Below are 16,021 nucleotides of genomic sequence, written 5' to 3'. Positions count from 1 at the left end.
GGTTTTATATTAATAAATTCTATATACAAACGTCCATGTCAGATCCAGATACGGGTCCGGGAATGAGGTTGGCAGCGGTTTGAACGGGTCCGACGCCTGCACGGTATTCAAGGTCGGCGCGATGAACGCGCTGTGTCCCAGATTCCCGAGCAGTTTCAGATGTTTGACCTTTCCGTCGCGCATCAGTCTGAATTGAATGGTAACATCTCCTGTAATCGCACCGTCGCGCACAAAGGTCTGCGGCAGGTACAGCCTGTCTTTGAGACGTCTTTTCATGTACAGCAGATAGGGGGCATACTCCCAGTCATAGGTGCTCAAGGACACACCTCCGAGCGCGCGCGCATCAGACTCGCGATTGTCGCGGTTCATGTCATCTGTATAACCTTCGGGCCCCGGTTGAGCGCGCTGCGGTGAGGTTTGCTGCAATAATTCTTTACTGAACGGCTGTTTGCCCATTTGCATCGGCGATTTTTCATAAACCGGTGTGCCGTCCCGGGCTGCATTCTGCTCTCGCGATTCACTGTCTTGTTGATCGGATGGCGCCTGCTGTGCCGGACGCGAGGGTCCGCCTTGATAGGTGTTGAACTCACTCAACCCCTCGCTATAGGCCTGATCTTCCGGCAGCTGGGTCATCTGCTGTTGATCCTGACTTTGTGCATTTTTGTCCGATAAAAACTTGGCGTCCCGCGGCGGGTCCTGTACGCGTGCGTCTTCCGGAGACTCGACCAGTTCACGCGGTTGCTCCGAGTCTACCAGCTCGAATGTCAGCGGCTGGGTTTCCGCTGCCTGTGAATCGTTGTCCAGCATCGCGATAAAACCTGATAGCGGTTTGTAAAATAAAAACAGCAGCAGGTGCAGCAATATCGAAATGATAAAGGCTATTCTGTAAAATTTATCTTTTAACAAACGGATTATCCGGTTTGATCAGTGTGGCTTTATTGCGTTTCTGCTCTTTGATTTTAAATCCTGCTTTACGCGCCTGGCTTAGGCTTTTTTCAAATGCTCTGCGGCTGACATGCGCCCTGGGTTCAACAATATATAAAATACCGTCTTTATGAACAATCCCGTACAGCTCTTTGAAAATTTCGGCCGGATTGGCGAGTTCATGGATTACCGCAGACGCGAGCACAAAATCGACATGCCCGGCGACATCGGACAGACCGAGCGTGTGGTGTGGGCACAAGCGGGTTTCAATCTGTTCCTGCACACCGGCTTTGCAGGCCCGGCGCTGCAATTGTTCCAGCATTTCCTGCTGGACATCCAGACAGATGACACGTCCCTGCGGGGCCACCAGTTTTGCCATGGGAATGCTGAAAAAGCCCATGGCGCTTCCCAGATCAATCACTGTCATGTTGGACTTTACAAAGGGCGACAGAATACGCCTGGGGCAGTGAAATAATTTTCGGATGGGGTGGGCTAATAAATAACCTATCCATACCGGGCATGTGTGCTGCATAGTCTTCCTGTTTTATTTTTTATAGGGTTATACGTTTTTATACCTGGATTCGTTCCAGGTCATACGCCAGTGAAATTACACCGTTGTACTGTTTTTTGACCATACCGATGATATCAACATTTTCCATCATGGGATAAAAGTGCGTCAGTAACAAGCGCCTGCACCCGGCTGCAGCGGCGATAGTTCCCACCTGTTCTGGTGTCAAATGATATTCGAACGGCTGGTCATCCGGAAAGGAACATTCCAGTATAGCCAGATCCGCATCACGGTTCAGGTCGATCACCTGATCACACATCCCGGTATCACCCGAATAAGCCAGGCTGCGCTCCTGATATTCGATTCGGTATCCAACAGAAGGACGCGAGTGATGCATGGGACAGGCTTTGATGGCGCACGGGGCGATTTCGAGTGTTTCATTGTCCAATTCGTGTATCACCAGATCAAACGTTTCATTTTCAAGTAACCAGTCTCCGTACAAATCCCGGCAACCGGTTAAAAATCGTTTGAATCCTTTTGGTCCGACAAGGGTCAGCGGCGCACGCCGGATGAAACCGGGCGTGTGATGCAGCGCCATCAGCAACGGCGCCAGATCTGAGCTGTGATCTAAATGTTCATGTGTGATCAGAATCACATCGATTTCACGATAATCGATATTGGCCTGCATCATCCTGCGCAAGGCGCCAAATCCCATGTCCATGATGATCAGTTGATCTCTGCAGTGCAGGGCATATCCGGCGCAGGAGCGTTCCGGTGTGATCGCGCAGGTTCCGGATCCCAGTACTGTTATATCCAAAGCAGTTTCAGGTGATTTGTGTTTCATCTTTGATCCACTGTAAATAGTCATCTGAACCCGCGAGAATCGGCAATGCAATGACCTCGGGGACCTCATAAGAATGCAGTTCCTTGACGGTTTCGATTAGCGCATTTAGCCTTGTTGCGCGGGTTTTGTACACAACCAGAATCTCCTGTTCGTGTTCCACTTTGTTTTGCCATCTGAAAAAAGAAGTGACAGTGTCAATGCGGTTGGCGCAAGCCGCCAGTTTTTGATCCACCAGCGCTGCTGAAATTTTATCCGCTTCCTCACAGTTGGGAAACGTCACCAGGGTTATACAATAATCCATGTTTTTCCTTTATGATTTGAAAATTATAAACCGATTATATTCCAAAATCTGTAATGAAAATGTGTTAAATATTAAAATAGCTGTTAAACAGCGGAAATGCAAGCGCTTTTGGAACTCTAACTTTTCTTTGACGTTTATTATCTAAATCACTCTGTCAATCTAATGAATTTCCCATGACTGATCCGAAAATTTCTTTTTTCAGTGTCAAGATTCTGTGTTTTGTCTGTTTGACTTGCTGCTTTTTTATCGGCCGGGGAAAATTATGCCAATACGCGTCCGCCGCACCGGTTTCCGCGGATACGGCCAAAGTATCGGACTTTTCGGTTTTGTCCTGGCGGGATTCGCTCTTTATCTATTCACCTCTTTTTCAGGCCTATCAAAAACATTATAACGGCGCCGGATTTTCATTTGATAACAACGGGATTTCCGGAAAGATTGAAGCGGATTTCAACCTAAAAAACAGACGCGGAACATTCACACCGTTGAGCAAATTGTTTTCCAGTGTGAAAAAAGTGTTCGGTTCGAAAGAACCGGAACTGGATACACTGCCGTCCGTCACTCAGATGCGCGTCTTTACTACGATTTGGCGGAGTGACAGCGCCACAAGCGTTGACATTTACAGCCGGCTGCCGGCTGCCTCCAGTGTTACGGCGGAGGAACTGAACCATGTATTGGATCGGATGACAAACAGGAACTTGCTGGATCGAAAACTGGTTTCACCGCAGAACAAAGTGTTTCTGGGCGCGATGGGCATTGGAGTGGGGGTGGAAGTGGACCCTGAAAATCGACGCAACCGGGTTTATCAGTACAAATCAAACTTGTCTGAAAAAGATATGCAGCGGTTTCTATCCAGGCGTATTGTGACGGCATCGGACTCTGTTGAACAGGCGCGTGTCCGGGAACTGCAAGCGATTCTGTTTCAATTGCGTAAATGAACGCTAAAGAGCTTGAAGCTCATCTCTGAATTGATTATCTTTGAGGGGTAATTTACCAGAAATGGTGGTCTATGCCGAAAAAGAAACAAAAGCGTATCCGAGCTGTTCAGCGTTTTGAGAATGTCACGCATGATCCGGCCCCGTACAGAGGCCGCTGGCGCTCTCATGTTTTTAAAAACGAGTCTCCGATTACATTGGAACTGGGGTGCGGCAAAGGGGAATATACCACCGCCTTTGCTCAAACCTTTCCGGATCGGAATTTTATCGGACTTGATCTCAAAGCCGCCCGTATCTGGGTGGGCGCCAAAACCGCTCAGGATACCGGACTGGATAATGCTTTCTTTATTGTCGGCAATGCCCTTGATCTGCCCCGCATGTTCGCTAAAGGTGAAATCGAAGAAATCTGGATTCCGTTTCCGGATCCGTTTTATAAAAAGCCGCGCAAACGCCTGATGTCACCCCGATATCTGCATGCATACCGGGATATATTGACACCGGATTCTTTCCTGCATTTTAAAACCGATGATCCGCGGCTCTATCACTATGCCACTGCGTCTATTCCGCGTGCCGAAGGCTGGATTCATCACGCCGCTGATGATCTGTATCGGAGCCATATTGAGGACGAGCGGGTAAAGCTGGCCACCACCTACGAATCCCGGCATCGCGCCCTGGGCAAACCTATAAAATATATCCGATTTTCACTACCCGCCCATGATTGGTTCCGTCGGGATATGAGGCGTGATACGTGGGTGAATGAATAATAGCGGCAAAGTGGCAAATTAAAATTCATTTTTATCCTTTATATAACCTTGGAGACCGTTATGAAAAAATGGTGTGTTGTTGCTGCCCTGATTCTGATTCAGATAGGGGCCGCGCAGAGTCATGGAACTGTCCTGGGTGAACAGACCATGCAGAGTGAAATACTGGATTACAATGTCAACTATTGTATTTATCTTCCGCCGGATTACGATGTGTCTCAGCGCCGCTATCCGGTGGTGTATCTGCTGCACGGATACTCTGACAGCGAGTGGGGCTGGGTCCAGTTTGGTGAGGTTCAGAATGCAGCGGACCAGGGAATTGCGGACGGAACTCTGCCGCCGATGATTATTGTGATGCCTGACGGCAAGCTGACGTTTTATGTGAATGACTATCGCGGCCAAAACCGCTGGGAAGATATGTTTGTCCAGGAATTTATTCCTTATATCGATACGGAATTCCGTACCCGTCCGAAAAAAGAGTTCCGCGGTATTTCCGGATTGAGTATGGGGGGATACGGCTCTCTGATGTTTTCCATGCGGTATCCGCAGTTGTTTGCCGCCTGCGCCGCGTTCAGCTCAGCGGTCTGGGATCCGGAGGCGCTTACGGCTCCGGACTCAACCCGGCAGTATGACAAGTTTTTTGTCGATTTATTCGGGCCCCTGAAAAACGGAGAGTTGCCTGAGCATTTTAAATCCCGTCATCCCCTGCATCTGGCCAAACGGCTTTCAGCGGATTCATTGTCCCAGGTGCGTTATTATATTGACTGCGGCGATGATGATTTTTTAATCAACGGCAATATGCAACTGCATCGCATTTTGAAAAATGCCGGGGTGCCGCATGAATTCCGGGTCCGGGACGGCGCCCACAACTGGACGTACTGGCGGACCGGGATTCTTGACGGGCTGAAATTTATCGGTCAGTCGTTTCACCGTTGATAATTATATGAGCCTTTCATGCCAGACTCTGTATTCAAAAGTGTCGGGTTTCATACCGCTGTAGAAACCTGGTTTCGGCAGGTTTTCGACGAACCCAGTCCGCCTCAGGTACGCGGGTGGCCGCAAATCGCTGCGGGGCGGCACACTCTCATATTATCGCCCACCGGCTCGGGGAAAACCCTGGCCGCGTTTCTGTGGGCGATTGATGATTTGCTGCGTACCGGTCTGGACTGTGATGCAAAGGTTTTTGACCGCAATGCCGGTGGGTTTCATACGTTGTATATTTCACCGCTAAAAGCCCTGAATAATGATATCTACCGCAATTTAAAACAGCCGCTGCGCGGTATTTCCGGCGTATTGCGGGAAACGGATGTTAAACCGCCGCATATCCGCGCTGCCGTGCGCACCGGTGACACTCCTTCAAGTGAACGGCAATCCATGCTGCGGCGGCCGCCGCATATACTCAACACCACCCCGGAATCCCTGTATCTGCTGTTGACTTCGGAACGCGTACGTCCGCTGTTTCAGAATCTAAAATATGTTATCCTGGACGAAATTCATTCCATTTGCTCCAACAAACGCGGTGTTCATCTCAGTCTGTCCCTGGAGCGGTTGACAGCCTTGTGCGAGACCGAACCGGTGCGCATCGGCTTGTCCGCCACCCAGCGTCCGCTGCAGCGTATTGCCGATTATCTGGGCGGACAGACGCCTGGTATGCCGCAGGAGCCGCGTCCGGTGCAAATTGTGGACTGCGGCCGCAGCCGTTTCCTGGATATCCGGGTGGAATCGCCGGTGGCGGATTTTGGTCAGCTGCCGGATGCCACAGTCTGGCCGGCGGTGATCAATCGATTATACGACCTGATCCGTACACAGCGCACGACCCTGGTTTTTATCAATATGCGCGCTCAGACCGAAAAGATTGCCCGACAGCTGAACGAACGCTATCGGGGGGAAACCGGCGATCCTGAGGCGGTGTTGGCTTTGGCGCATCACGGCAGTATTTCCCGGGAGATGCGCTACCGTATTGAGGATGAATTGAAACGTGGGCTGATTCCCGCTGTGATTGCAACGGCCTCACTGGAGATGGGGATCGATATCGGCAGTATTGATCTGGTGGTGCATCTGAATTCTCCGGCCAGCGTGACCTCGATGCTGCAGCGCATCGGCCGCAGCGGTCATCAGCTGCAGGCGGTCAGTCGGGGACTGGTGCTGCCGCTGTACAAAGCCGATCTGGACGACGCCGTTGCCCTGACCCGCGCGGCTTTAAATGCTGATATCGAAGAGGCGCAGATTCCGGAAAATGCCCTGGATGTGCTGGCGCAGCAGATGGTGGCGGAACTGTCCATGCGGTCCATGACCCGGATTAAATTGTATCAGTTAATTCGTGCCAGCTACTGCTATCGCAATCTCAGCGAAAACGCGTTCAATCAGGTGGTGCGCATGCTCACGGGACGTTATGAATCAACGCAACTGCGCGCCTTGAAACCGCGCCTGACCTGGGATCGGGTGAATGATCAGCTGATTGCCCGGCGCGGCGCCCGGCTGACTGCCGTGATGAACGGCGGCACCATTGCAGATCGCGGGTACTATGGCGTATATCTGCAGGGCACACGCACGCGGCTGGGTGAGGTGGAGGAGGAATTTGTCTTTGAATCACGTGTGGGAGATATCTTTTTTCTCGGCAACACTGAATGGTGCATCGCGGATATCGAACGCGACCGCATATTTGTTACAGCGCGCGCATCCAGTAAACCGCGTGCACCGTTCTGGAAGGCAGAACCGCTGTTTCGTGATTTCCATACCAGTTTGTTGATCGGAGCCCTGCGGCGCGGTCTGGAGGCCGGGCTGGATACCGGAAACTGGCCGGATGACTGTCCCGCGGATGAACAGGCGCGCGCCAACACACTTGACCTGCTGCGCCGGCAAAAGGCGCACACCGGCGAACTCCCCACGGATCAGCGCATTGTGGCGGAACTGTTTACCGATAGCGTCAATGAACCGCATTTGGTGCTGCATGCGCCGTTCGGCGGCCGGGTGCTGGGCGCCTGGGCCACAGCGCTGGGACACCTGCTGGAACAGCGCTACGGTTCTCAGATCCAGTTCACCTTTGATGACGATGCTGTTCTGATCCGTTTGCCGGATGTGACTGATTTTTCTGTGCTTGATGAGCTTTTGCAAATGCGTCCCGATGATGCCGAACGGCTGTTGACCGAGGCGCTGCCGAATACGCCGCTGTTCGCGGTGCGGTTTCGCCACAACGCGTCGCGCGCTCTGCTGCTGCAGCGGTCGCGTGTGGATCAGCGCATTCCTCTCTGGCTGCAGCGTCTGCGCGCGGCAGACCTTTTGCAGGCGGTAACTGAATTTTCTGATTTCCCTATTCTCCTGGAGACCCTGCGAGACTGTCTGCAGAATGTTTTTGACAGTGAGGGATTGAAAACGGTATTGCAAAAGATCCAGGCCGGGTCTATGCGCATTCATAAAGTGGAAACCCGCTCCCCTTCTCCCATGGCGTCCGGTGTGATGTTTCGCCTGGTCTTTAATTATATGTACGACTATGACCAGTCGCGCATCCCTGGACAGGCGGCGGAATTTCACCGCGAACTGCTGGATGAGATTCTGGGGCGAAATACCATTCCTACCCTGGTTTCGTCGAGTGTGGTGCGCAAAGCTGAACAGGTCTGGCAGTACACACTCCCGGAGCGCCGGGCCAAAGACCGGGAAGATTTATTTGAGATTCTCTCTGTTCTGGGGCCGATTTCTGAGCGGGAATTGTCCGAACGCGCCGGCGATGAATGGCGCCATTGGCTACAGGACCTGCAGGACAGCGGACGGATTCAGATGTGGAACGGCGAATGGATAACTGCTGAGGACCGAGAGCGGTTTTGGCAGGATGAGGATGGATATTACCGGCTGCAGCGCATCCTGAAAACACGGGGCCCTGCTGAGATTGAGGAATTGGAAAAGCATTTGCCGCAGTCACGCGAGCAGATTTATGAGCAGCTGGAAACTCTGCTCAATGAAAATCGTCTAGTCCGCGGTCAGCTGGTCGTCGGCGCCCCCGGCGAGCAATGGTGCGACCGCGAGAATTTTGCACAATTGTATCGCCGGGCCATTGCAGTCCAAAGGCGGGCACATGAACCGCTGCAACGCACTGATTTTTATCGGTTTTTACTGGACTGGCATCATCTGGAGCAGCACACCGGGCTGACCGAATTGGTCCGGCAGTACAGCGGGTACAACCTGCCGTTGTTCGAATACGAACGCTGCATTCTAATACCCCGACTGAGCGCCGGTGAGTTTGAAACAGACCTGATAAATCGTATCGCCGATGGCGAAGTGATTCCACTGTGCTCATCCACAAGCAGACGGATTCAGATCATGTTTCTGCCGCGGTCCTGCGGGTCTGTACTGCTGGAACGCGGGAAGCTGGACGATAAACTGGCGGACAGCAGTGCGGTCGCACAGCAGATTGCAAAGTTTTTACGCGACAACGGCGCCAGTCCGCATCATGACATTGCCGCTGCTACTGAATTGACACCGGTGCAGGTGGATGACGGACTGGGGGAACTGTCCCGCACCGGTCTAGTGAGCTGCGATGATTATCGGTCATTTATGAATACACTGCAGCAAAGGGGAAAGTCAAAAGAGCTTGAATCCGACTGGCACCGGCAAATCCGCCCGGCCTGGCGCTCGGCGGAGCGGCATCACAGAGGACAGCGGTCCTTCCGGCGTCAGGCGGTCAAACAACGGCTTGTCACGCGCAGCGGCCGCTGGTTCCTGACTGGGTCGTTCGCGGTGATGGGAAAGGAATTGACTGAAGAGGAACGTATTGAACAGCAAACCCGTCTGCTGCTGCAGCGCTACGGGGTGCTGGTCAAAGAGTTTTATCGTAAAGAGACCGGACTTGAGCCCTGGTCGCGCATATTCCAAACCCTCAAACGCATGGAATGGCGCGGTGAAATACGTCGCGGATATTTTATCCAGGGACTCTCCGGAGTACAGTTTGCCCTGCCTGAGGCGTTGGAACGTCTAAAAGCGTTGCAAATGCAGGGAGAGCATGCAGAGTCCGTACATTTGCTCAGCACAATGGATCCTGCTCTGCCGTTCGGGGGGCTGTACGAGTGGGACCTATTGACTCTGGATTCGCAGCCGGTATCAGTCACGCGTTCTGTAGCCAACCATTTGCTGTTTGTCGATGCCAAACCGGTGTTCTATGCTGAACAGTACGGGGAACGCCTTGCGCTGCTGCATGATTTCAGATCAGAACACCGTAATAGACTCGCTGCCGCGTTTCATATATTTCTGCAGCTGCCGGCGCTCTGGCGGCCGAGAAAACAGATATGTATTCGAATGATTGACGGGATTGATGCAGCCCGGCATGAATTGCAGTCTGCATTCCGTGAGGCAGGCTATGAATCGGATGGCGCCTCTTTGACGCTTTGGCCGTCACAGGTGTGAAAAACCCGCAAAACACACAAAAGAATACGAAAAATAAAAAATGATTGTTTTTTTGTGTGTTTCGTGTTTTTCGTGGTTTGATTTTTTTGTGCTTTAAATACATAATGATCTTTATGCTGAATTTCATCGGGGAAACTATTTTTTTAATTCACTTTATTCTATTATATTTATGAAAAGATAAAATGAACCAGGTGAATATATGCATGTGACAATTGCGGCAGTCAAAAGCAAAATTCCTGTAAAGAACTATGGCGGTACACAGCGGGATATCTGGGCGCTGGGAAAAGAGCTGGTGAAACTCGGTCATAACGTGAGTTATGTGGTCAAAAAGGGCTCAAGCTGTCCGTTTGCGCAGGTCATTGAGCATGATCCGGTTAAACCACTCCGCCAGCAGATTCCGGTTCACACTGATGTGGTGCATTGTCATCACCGAATCGGACAACCCTTGAAGCAAAAAACACTGTTTACCATTCACGGGACCGGAAAATTAGGTGAGACCTTTGATGTTAATTCGGTTTTTGTGTCTAAAAATCACGCTCAACGCCATGGATCAGAGAGTTATGTGTACAATGGTCTGGATTTTGATGAACTGGGGCCGGTGGATTTGAATGCGGAACGGCGCTATCTGCTGTTTCTCGGCAAAGTGTCCTGGAAACTGAAAAACTGCAAGGGGGCTGTGGAAATCGCCAAGATGGCGGACAAACGTCTGCACATCATGGGCGGCCGTCGTTTCGATCTGGACCCGAGAATTCGCTATCACGGACTGGTGGGCGGTAAAAAAAAGAACCGCATTATTCAGCATGCGGAAGCGCTGTTGTTTCCGGTGATCTGGCATGAACCGCAGGGATTGGCGATTATCGAGAGTTTGTATTTCGGGTGTCCGGTATTCGGAACGCCCTACGGTTCGCTGCCGGAAATCGTCAAACCCGAATACGGTTTTTTATCCAAAAGCAAGTCGGAGCTCGCCAAAGCGGTGCAGCATGCCGCCGACTATGACCGCAAGGCCTGCCACGAGTATGTGCGCGAGAACTTTTCAGCGGCGAAAATGACAGCAGAATACCTTCAGCTGTATCAACGCCTGCTGGACGGGGAAACACTGAATGAAAAACCGCCGCGGATTCTGGAAAAAGAGCCGCGATCTTTTTTTTATCTAACGGATTAAGGGATAATTATTTTTTTGGCAAATTTATGCTTTTTTTAGCAGAAATTTTATCAATTTTTGCCGCCGGAGTTGAACTCCAGTAAGCTTTGCCAATCAATTTGTCCGTCATCACTGCAAAAATCAATTGCAAATTCTTTTGTGAATTTGTTGATCATTATAAATGTTTTCTACAAAGCCAAAAGGCTTCCCGGAGGAAGCCTTTTGGAGATGAGGAGAATAGAAATGAGAACAAATGTTAAAGTCTGTACCTGAGCCCGATATTGGCGCTCCGGCCGTACTCTTCATAATAACTGGTAAAGTTCATGTGATTGATCACGCTTTTTTCCACTTCATTGGTCAGGTTGTTGATGTTCAGGAAAAATTCCAATCCCTTCACCGGCAACTGCTGTCTGACCGATAAATCATAGCGGTAAAAGTCTGTTGAATACCCTCTCAGCTTTTCATACCAACTGTTTGCGGTGAATATTCTTGATTTGTATCGCATGGCTGCACGGATTGAAAATCCCTTATAGTCATACCCCAACGTCAGATTGAGCAGATTATCCGGCTGTAAAAGCATGGGGTTGGTATAGGTCGTATCATCGCTCACCAGAGTTGCGCGATACGTGACGGGATCAATTTCCGTTTGAACCACTGTTCTCAAGTATTTTGCTTCTGAATTGTTGCGGGTATTTTAAGACCCTCGGCGTCGTAATTTTTGATTTTATGTCTATATTTATTCTCCTTGTTGAAATTAACAGTCGTTTTTACTTGTATGCTAAACTGATTTGTTTTCAAGCAACACAATATCTGACACCGCATTGTCAAGTGTGACCATGTCGGAACGCAGAGGCGATTGGTTCTGCACAGAATCGACAAATGCATCGTAAGGCGTGACCGGCAAATCTTTGGGATACCAGTTGAGTTCTTTCTTTTAAATTGTTTGCTTTCGCAGATGGGGCTGGATTCCCAGTCTCTGAACATAATCACCGCACCCGAGAATCGCGGCATTCATTGGTTCTATATTCATTATTTGGCCTCATACCGTTTAATTACAGTATCCAAAAGTTCATTAGCCTCTTTTTCGATGACCATCCGAGAAGAATCCGCTTCAAACCATTTGATGGTTTCCTTGATGCCCTGTCGAAACGGGATTGTGGCGACAAAATCAGGAACAAAGGTTTTGATTTTGCTATTGTCAAAAATGACGCTGACGGCCTTGTCGCCCAGCAGGTTGCCGCGCATCCATTCCTGTCCAAGGGTATCCGCAACATCACAGATAAAATCCGAGGGAATATGCACGATATTGGCTTTTACACCGGCCGCTTCTGCAACCGCTTCGTAAATCTGATTCCAGGTCAGGATTTCATCCGAGGTGATGTGGAAGGCATGCCCTATTGTCTGCTGATGCCCCAGCAGTCCGACAAATCCTTTGGCAAAATCTCTCGAGTGGGTGATGGTCCACAACGATGTACCGTCTCCGGGTACAATGACTTTTTGGCCTTTTTTCATGCGGTCAATAATGGTATAATCCTCAAAACTACCCAAAGCTACGGGGATGACAGTGTCATACGTGAGTGACGGCCGCACGATGGTCACAGGGAAGCCAAATTGACGATAAGCGCGCATCAAATGTTCCTCACACGCGATTTTGTCCCGCGAATAGTCCCAGAACGGGTTTGCCAGGGGTGTGGACTCGGTGATGACCGGATGGGAGGGCGGTTTTTGATAAGCGGATGCTGAACTGATGAATATGTACTGGTCGGTTCTTCCTTTGAACAGTTCCACATCGCGTGCCACATCCTGTTCAGTAAACGCAATCCAGTTGACCACCACATCCCAGTGCTGGTCGCCAAGCGCTTTGCGCGCCTCGTCCGGCTTGGAAATGTCGGCTTTGATGCTTTTGGCGTTTGGGATATCCGGTTTGCGGTTACCGCGGTTCAGTAAATAGAGATCGATTCCGCGTTCAACGGCCAGTCGACTGACCGATGTGCTGATATTGCCGGTTCCGCCGATCAATAGTACTTTCATGCTGACACTCCTTTTTTTAGAATAGGTATACGTTCTTCTCCTTTTAGCTGATACAGCATCGGTCCGATACGGATGAGCTTCGGTGTCGGTGTACGCTGTCCGGCACGTTCTATGAGAAAGCGGGCGGCTTGCCGCCCGATACTTTCCCAGTCGATACTGATAATCTTTGTATTAATGTCCGGGGCAAATAACTTTCCGGTCAAAATATCATGAACCGGCTGCAACGACCAGTCTTCGACGTGCACCATATCCAGCTTTTGGATACATTCCGGGATCCCGTCGTTTCCATTGAGTAACGGGTATAATAAAGAAAGGCTGATAAAACTGTTTTCTATGAACAAAGCCGTGGGAGGATTGTCCTGTTCCAAAAGGGATAACAGCATGTTTCTCGCCGGCTGCCAGCCTGGGTCACCCTGGGTTGCACTGCTTGACCGGACAAGCGCCGGGTCCACTTCAAGTCCATGATCGGACAGGGCTGTCATATATCCGGCGTATTTTTTATTCGAATTGATCGCGGCGGAACCGGCTGACCAGCGCAGAATGCCGATGCGTTGGTGCCCCTGCTGAATAAGGTGTTCGGTGGCGGTATAAGCGCCGGAAAAACTGTCCGTGACCACGGCGTTGTATTTGGTGTTTTCCGTGTCATAGCCGGTCTGAACCAGCGGAATACCGGCTTGGGAAAATATGTCACAGGCTGTGTCCAGAAAGGACGCATCCGTATTAATGATCACACCGCTCGGCTTGCGTTCAACGATCGAATTCAGCTGTTTCTCGGCCGGCGTGGAGCGGATAAATTCCACGTGAAAAATTAGATCGAGATCATCGAAAACCTGTTGGATGCCGCTCAGCTGTTCCAGAATATTCTGAGTTTTGCGTTCATATTCGACACGTGCAAGGTCGATGAGATAATAAAACGGGCTGCGGGCATACTTGGGCCGGTATCCGTTTTCTTCCAGCAAGTCTGTGATCCGAGTGCGAATTTGTTCCGATGCGCGACCTTTGCCGTTCAGGATTTGTGAGACCAGAGCCGGAGAAACATTAACCTGTTTTGCGATATCTTTGAGAGTTAATTTATGATTCACAAAACAACCTTTCTAATAAATTTATTTTGATAATATATTGTATAACTAGTGGTTAATATAAGATAAATAATTAATCAGTCAAGAAAAAAATTGAATTTTTTGTGTTTTTCGAGCATTTTATTGATATTTTTGTATATATATTTACATTTATTATTTGTATATTGGGTTAATAAAAGATAAACTATTAATCAATAATATACTTACTGAACACGGATTTACAGCGAATGCGCGATATCTCAACCCGCGGCAATCAATTCATTGACAGAACCGGCCGGAGCCTGATTTTGAGGGGCGTTAATCTGGCCGGCAGCAGTAAAATTCCCTTTGCCCCTCTGCTCAGCACGCACTGCAGTGACTGTCTCGATCATGAAACGATTTCTTTTGTCGGACGTCCGTTTCCGCTAAATGAGGCGGATGAACATTTTGATCGTTTGAAACGCTGGGGATTCCGGTTTATCCGGCTGCTCACCACCTGGGAAGCCATCGAACACCGGGGCCCGGGAAGGTACGATAAAGATTATATTGAATACATGCAGGCTGTTGTTGAAAAAGCGGCTGCCTACGGTCTTGAAATTTTTATCGATCCGCATCAGGACGTCTGGAGCCGGTTTACTGGCGGTGACGGCGCTCCCCGATGGACCCTCGAGGCGGTCGGGTTTGATATTGATGCCATTCATGACACCGGAGCGGCGATCCGGCATCATCAGGCCTCTGCATCGCTGCCGCCCATGGTCTGGCCGTCCAATTACTCGCGGCTGGCGCCGGCAACTATGTTTACTTTGTTTTTTGCCGGGAATGATTTTGCGCCGGATCTTTATATTGACGGGACGCCGGTTCAGGAGTTTCTGCAATCTCATTATATCCATGCGGTCAAACATCTGGCCCGGGCGTTGAAATCCTGCCCGAATGTGATTGGACTGGATACCCTGAACGAACCGTCGCGGGGGTGGATTGGGCACCCGGATTTGAGCCAACGCTCGAATTTTATTCAGCTGGGTCCCTGTCCCACGCCGTTTCAGGCTATGCTGCTGGGTTCCGGTATCAAACAAGAGGTCGGGAATTATACATTCGACGGCATGCAGGACACGATTGTGCTGAATCAAAAAGAAAAAAAGGTTTGGCGGGACGGATTTGAGTGCATCTGGAAACGTCACGGCGTGTGGGACATGCGCAGGCATCAGCCGGTTCTTTTCAAGCCCGACTATTTTGCGACCAGAAACGGAAAACCGGTGAATTTTCTGCGCGATTATTTCAAGCCGTTTGCCCTGAAATTTACCCGCAGCATGCGTGAGGTGTCGGATGATTATTTGATTTTTCTCGAAACCATTGTGGAAAATCGGCATTTACCGGATTGGACTCGAGACGATCCCGACGGGATGGTCAACGCTGATCATTGGTACGACGAACATACGCTTTTGACAAAAGCATATTCATCGGATCAGATATATGATCACCGTACGCAACAAACCATCACCGGCCAATCCGTTATCGAAGACTATTTTGCCGGTCAGCTGATCGAACAAAAAGCCCAGGCTGATCAGTTTTTGAACGGAATTCCCACGATTATCGGTGAATTCGGCATTCCTTTTGATATGGAACAGGGGAGTGCGTTCCGCAGCGGTGATTATTCGCAGCAAACCGAGGCTCTGGACCGCAGTTATCGGGTGATGGAAAAGGCCGGGGTCAGTTGTGTGCTCTGGAACTATACACCGGATAATGATCACGCGCACGGAGATCAGTGGAATCAGGAAGATCTCTCTATTTTCAGTCAGGATGACCGCACCGAGGTAACCGACCCGAATTCCGGCGGACGCGCAGTGCAGGCGTTTGCGCGCGTCTATCCATACCGGCTGGCGGGCAAACTGCTGGAATACTCGTTCGATATTCACTCCCGGCGATTTGAATTGTCATTTGAGCATGATGACCGGATTGCCGCACCGTCCGAGATTGTCATCCCGCCGGTTGTCTATCCCGAAGGATTTGATATACAGGTATCGGACGGATATTTTATGCATGACAAACAGAATGACTGTATTTTTTACTCGCATACGGCTGATAAACAAAATCATCATGTCATCATTACACCGGCAAAATCATAACCGG

13 protein-coding genes are annotated in these 16,021 nt (G+C 50.2%); 6 read left to right on the top strand and 7 right to left on the bottom strand.

What is annotated here, in order from left to right:
• Nucleotides 1–9: 9 nt before the first annotated feature.
• Genes U5R06_20095 through cutA form a run of 4 tightly spaced genes read right to left on the bottom strand, consistent with a single transcriptional unit; the run spans nucleotide 10 to nucleotide 2,577 of the window.
• Nucleotides 10–906 carry an energy transducer TonB gene (locus tag U5R06_20095; GenBank protein ID MDZ7725048.1) on the bottom strand — a complete coding sequence of 299 codons (897 nt, stop codon included), beginning with the start codon at nucleotides 904–906 and terminating at the stop codon, nucleotides 10–12.
• Entirely contained in the window at nucleotides 893–1,456 is a 564-nt protein-coding gene (locus tag U5R06_20090; GenBank protein MDZ7725047.1) for a methyltransferase domain-containing protein, read from the bottom strand. Before U5R06_20090 ends, U5R06_20095 begins: the two co-directional genes overlap by 14 nt.
• 37 nt (nucleotides 1,457–1,493) lie before the next feature.
• Nucleotides 1,494–2,276 (bottom strand): MBL fold metallo-hydrolase, encoded by a 783-nt coding sequence (locus U5R06_20085; GenBank protein MDZ7725046.1) that lies wholly within the window; start codon nucleotides 2,274–2,276, stop codon nucleotides 1,494–1,496.
• On the bottom strand, nucleotides 2,257–2,577 hold the full coding sequence (gene cutA / locus U5R06_20080) for a divalent-cation tolerance protein CutA (GenBank protein ID MDZ7725045.1): 321 nt from the start codon (nucleotides 2,575–2,577) through the stop codon (nucleotides 2,257–2,259). Before cutA ends, U5R06_20085 begins: the two co-directional genes overlap by 20 nt.
• Before the next feature lie 173 nt (nucleotides 2,578–2,750).
• Here cutA and U5R06_20075 point away from each other — a divergent pair, with 173 nt between their 5' ends.
• From U5R06_20075 to U5R06_20055, 5 genes are all read left to right on the top strand, one after another.
• Nucleotides 2,751–3,512 carry a hypothetical protein gene (locus U5R06_20075; GenBank protein ID MDZ7725044.1) on the top strand — a complete coding sequence of 254 codons (762 nt, stop codon included), beginning with the start codon at nucleotides 2,751–2,753 and terminating at the stop codon, nucleotides 3,510–3,512.
• A gap of 50 nt (nucleotides 3,513–3,562) precedes the next feature.
• On the top strand, nucleotides 3,563–4,273 hold the full coding sequence (gene trmB / locus U5R06_20070) for a tRNA (guanosine(46)-N7)-methyltransferase TrmB (protein MDZ7725043.1): 711 nt from the start codon (nucleotides 3,563–3,565) through the stop codon (nucleotides 4,271–4,273).
• A 60-nt stretch (nucleotides 4,274–4,333) separates the two neighbouring features.
• Nucleotides 4,334–5,206: an alpha/beta hydrolase-fold protein gene (locus U5R06_20065; protein ID MDZ7725042.1), complete on the top strand. Its 873-nt coding sequence runs from the start codon at nucleotides 4,334–4,336 to the stop codon at nucleotides 5,204–5,206.
• 18 nt (nucleotides 5,207–5,224) lie between these two features.
• Nucleotides 5,225–9,664: a DEAD/DEAH box helicase gene (locus U5R06_20060; GenBank protein MDZ7725041.1), complete on the top strand. Its 4,440-nt coding sequence runs from the start codon at nucleotides 5,225–5,227 to the stop codon at nucleotides 9,662–9,664.
• Nucleotides 9,665–9,863: 199 nt separating this feature from the next.
• Nucleotides 9,864–10,826, top strand: coding sequence for a glycosyltransferase (locus U5R06_20055; protein ID MDZ7725040.1), 963 nt, complete (start codon nucleotides 9,864–9,866; stop codon nucleotides 10,824–10,826).
• A gap of 235 nt (nucleotides 10,827–11,061) precedes the next feature.
• Here U5R06_20055 and U5R06_20050 read toward each other — a convergent pair whose 3' ends face one another.
• The 3 genes from U5R06_20050 to U5R06_20040 all read right to left on the bottom strand — a co-directional run bounded on the left by U5R06_20050 (nucleotide 11,062) and on the right by U5R06_20040 (nucleotide 13,918).
• Entirely contained in the window at nucleotides 11,062–11,460 is a 399-nt protein-coding gene (locus tag U5R06_20050) for a TonB-dependent receptor (protein MDZ7725039.1), read from the bottom strand.
• Between the two features lie 374 nt (nucleotides 11,461–11,834).
• Nucleotides 11,835–12,836, bottom strand: coding sequence for an SDR family oxidoreductase (locus tag U5R06_20045; GenBank protein MDZ7725038.1), 1,002 nt, complete (start codon nucleotides 12,834–12,836; stop codon nucleotides 11,835–11,837).
• Nucleotides 12,833–13,918, bottom strand: coding sequence for a LacI family DNA-binding transcriptional regulator (locus U5R06_20040; protein MDZ7725037.1), 1,086 nt, complete (start codon nucleotides 13,916–13,918; stop codon nucleotides 12,833–12,835). The genes U5R06_20045 and U5R06_20040 overlap by 4 nt, the downstream gene beginning before the upstream one ends.
• 224 nt (nucleotides 13,919–14,142) lie before the next feature.
• Between U5R06_20040 and U5R06_20035 the strand changes: the two genes are divergently transcribed.
• A complete protein-coding gene (locus tag U5R06_20035; protein ID MDZ7725036.1) occupies nucleotides 14,143–16,017 on the top strand; it encodes a cellulase family glycosylhydrolase in 1,875 nt (624 codons plus the stop codon).
• The last annotated feature ends 4 nt before the right edge of the window (nucleotides 16,018–16,021 follow it).

The organism is candidate division KSB1 bacterium (assembly GCA_034521575.1).
Taxonomy (GTDB): domain Bacteria; phylum Zhuqueibacterota; class Zhuqueibacteria; order Residuimicrobiales; family Krinioviventaceae; genus JAXHMJ01.
Note: the sequence above shows the minus strand (reverse complement) of the source record. Positions and strands in the feature narration are given on the sequence as shown.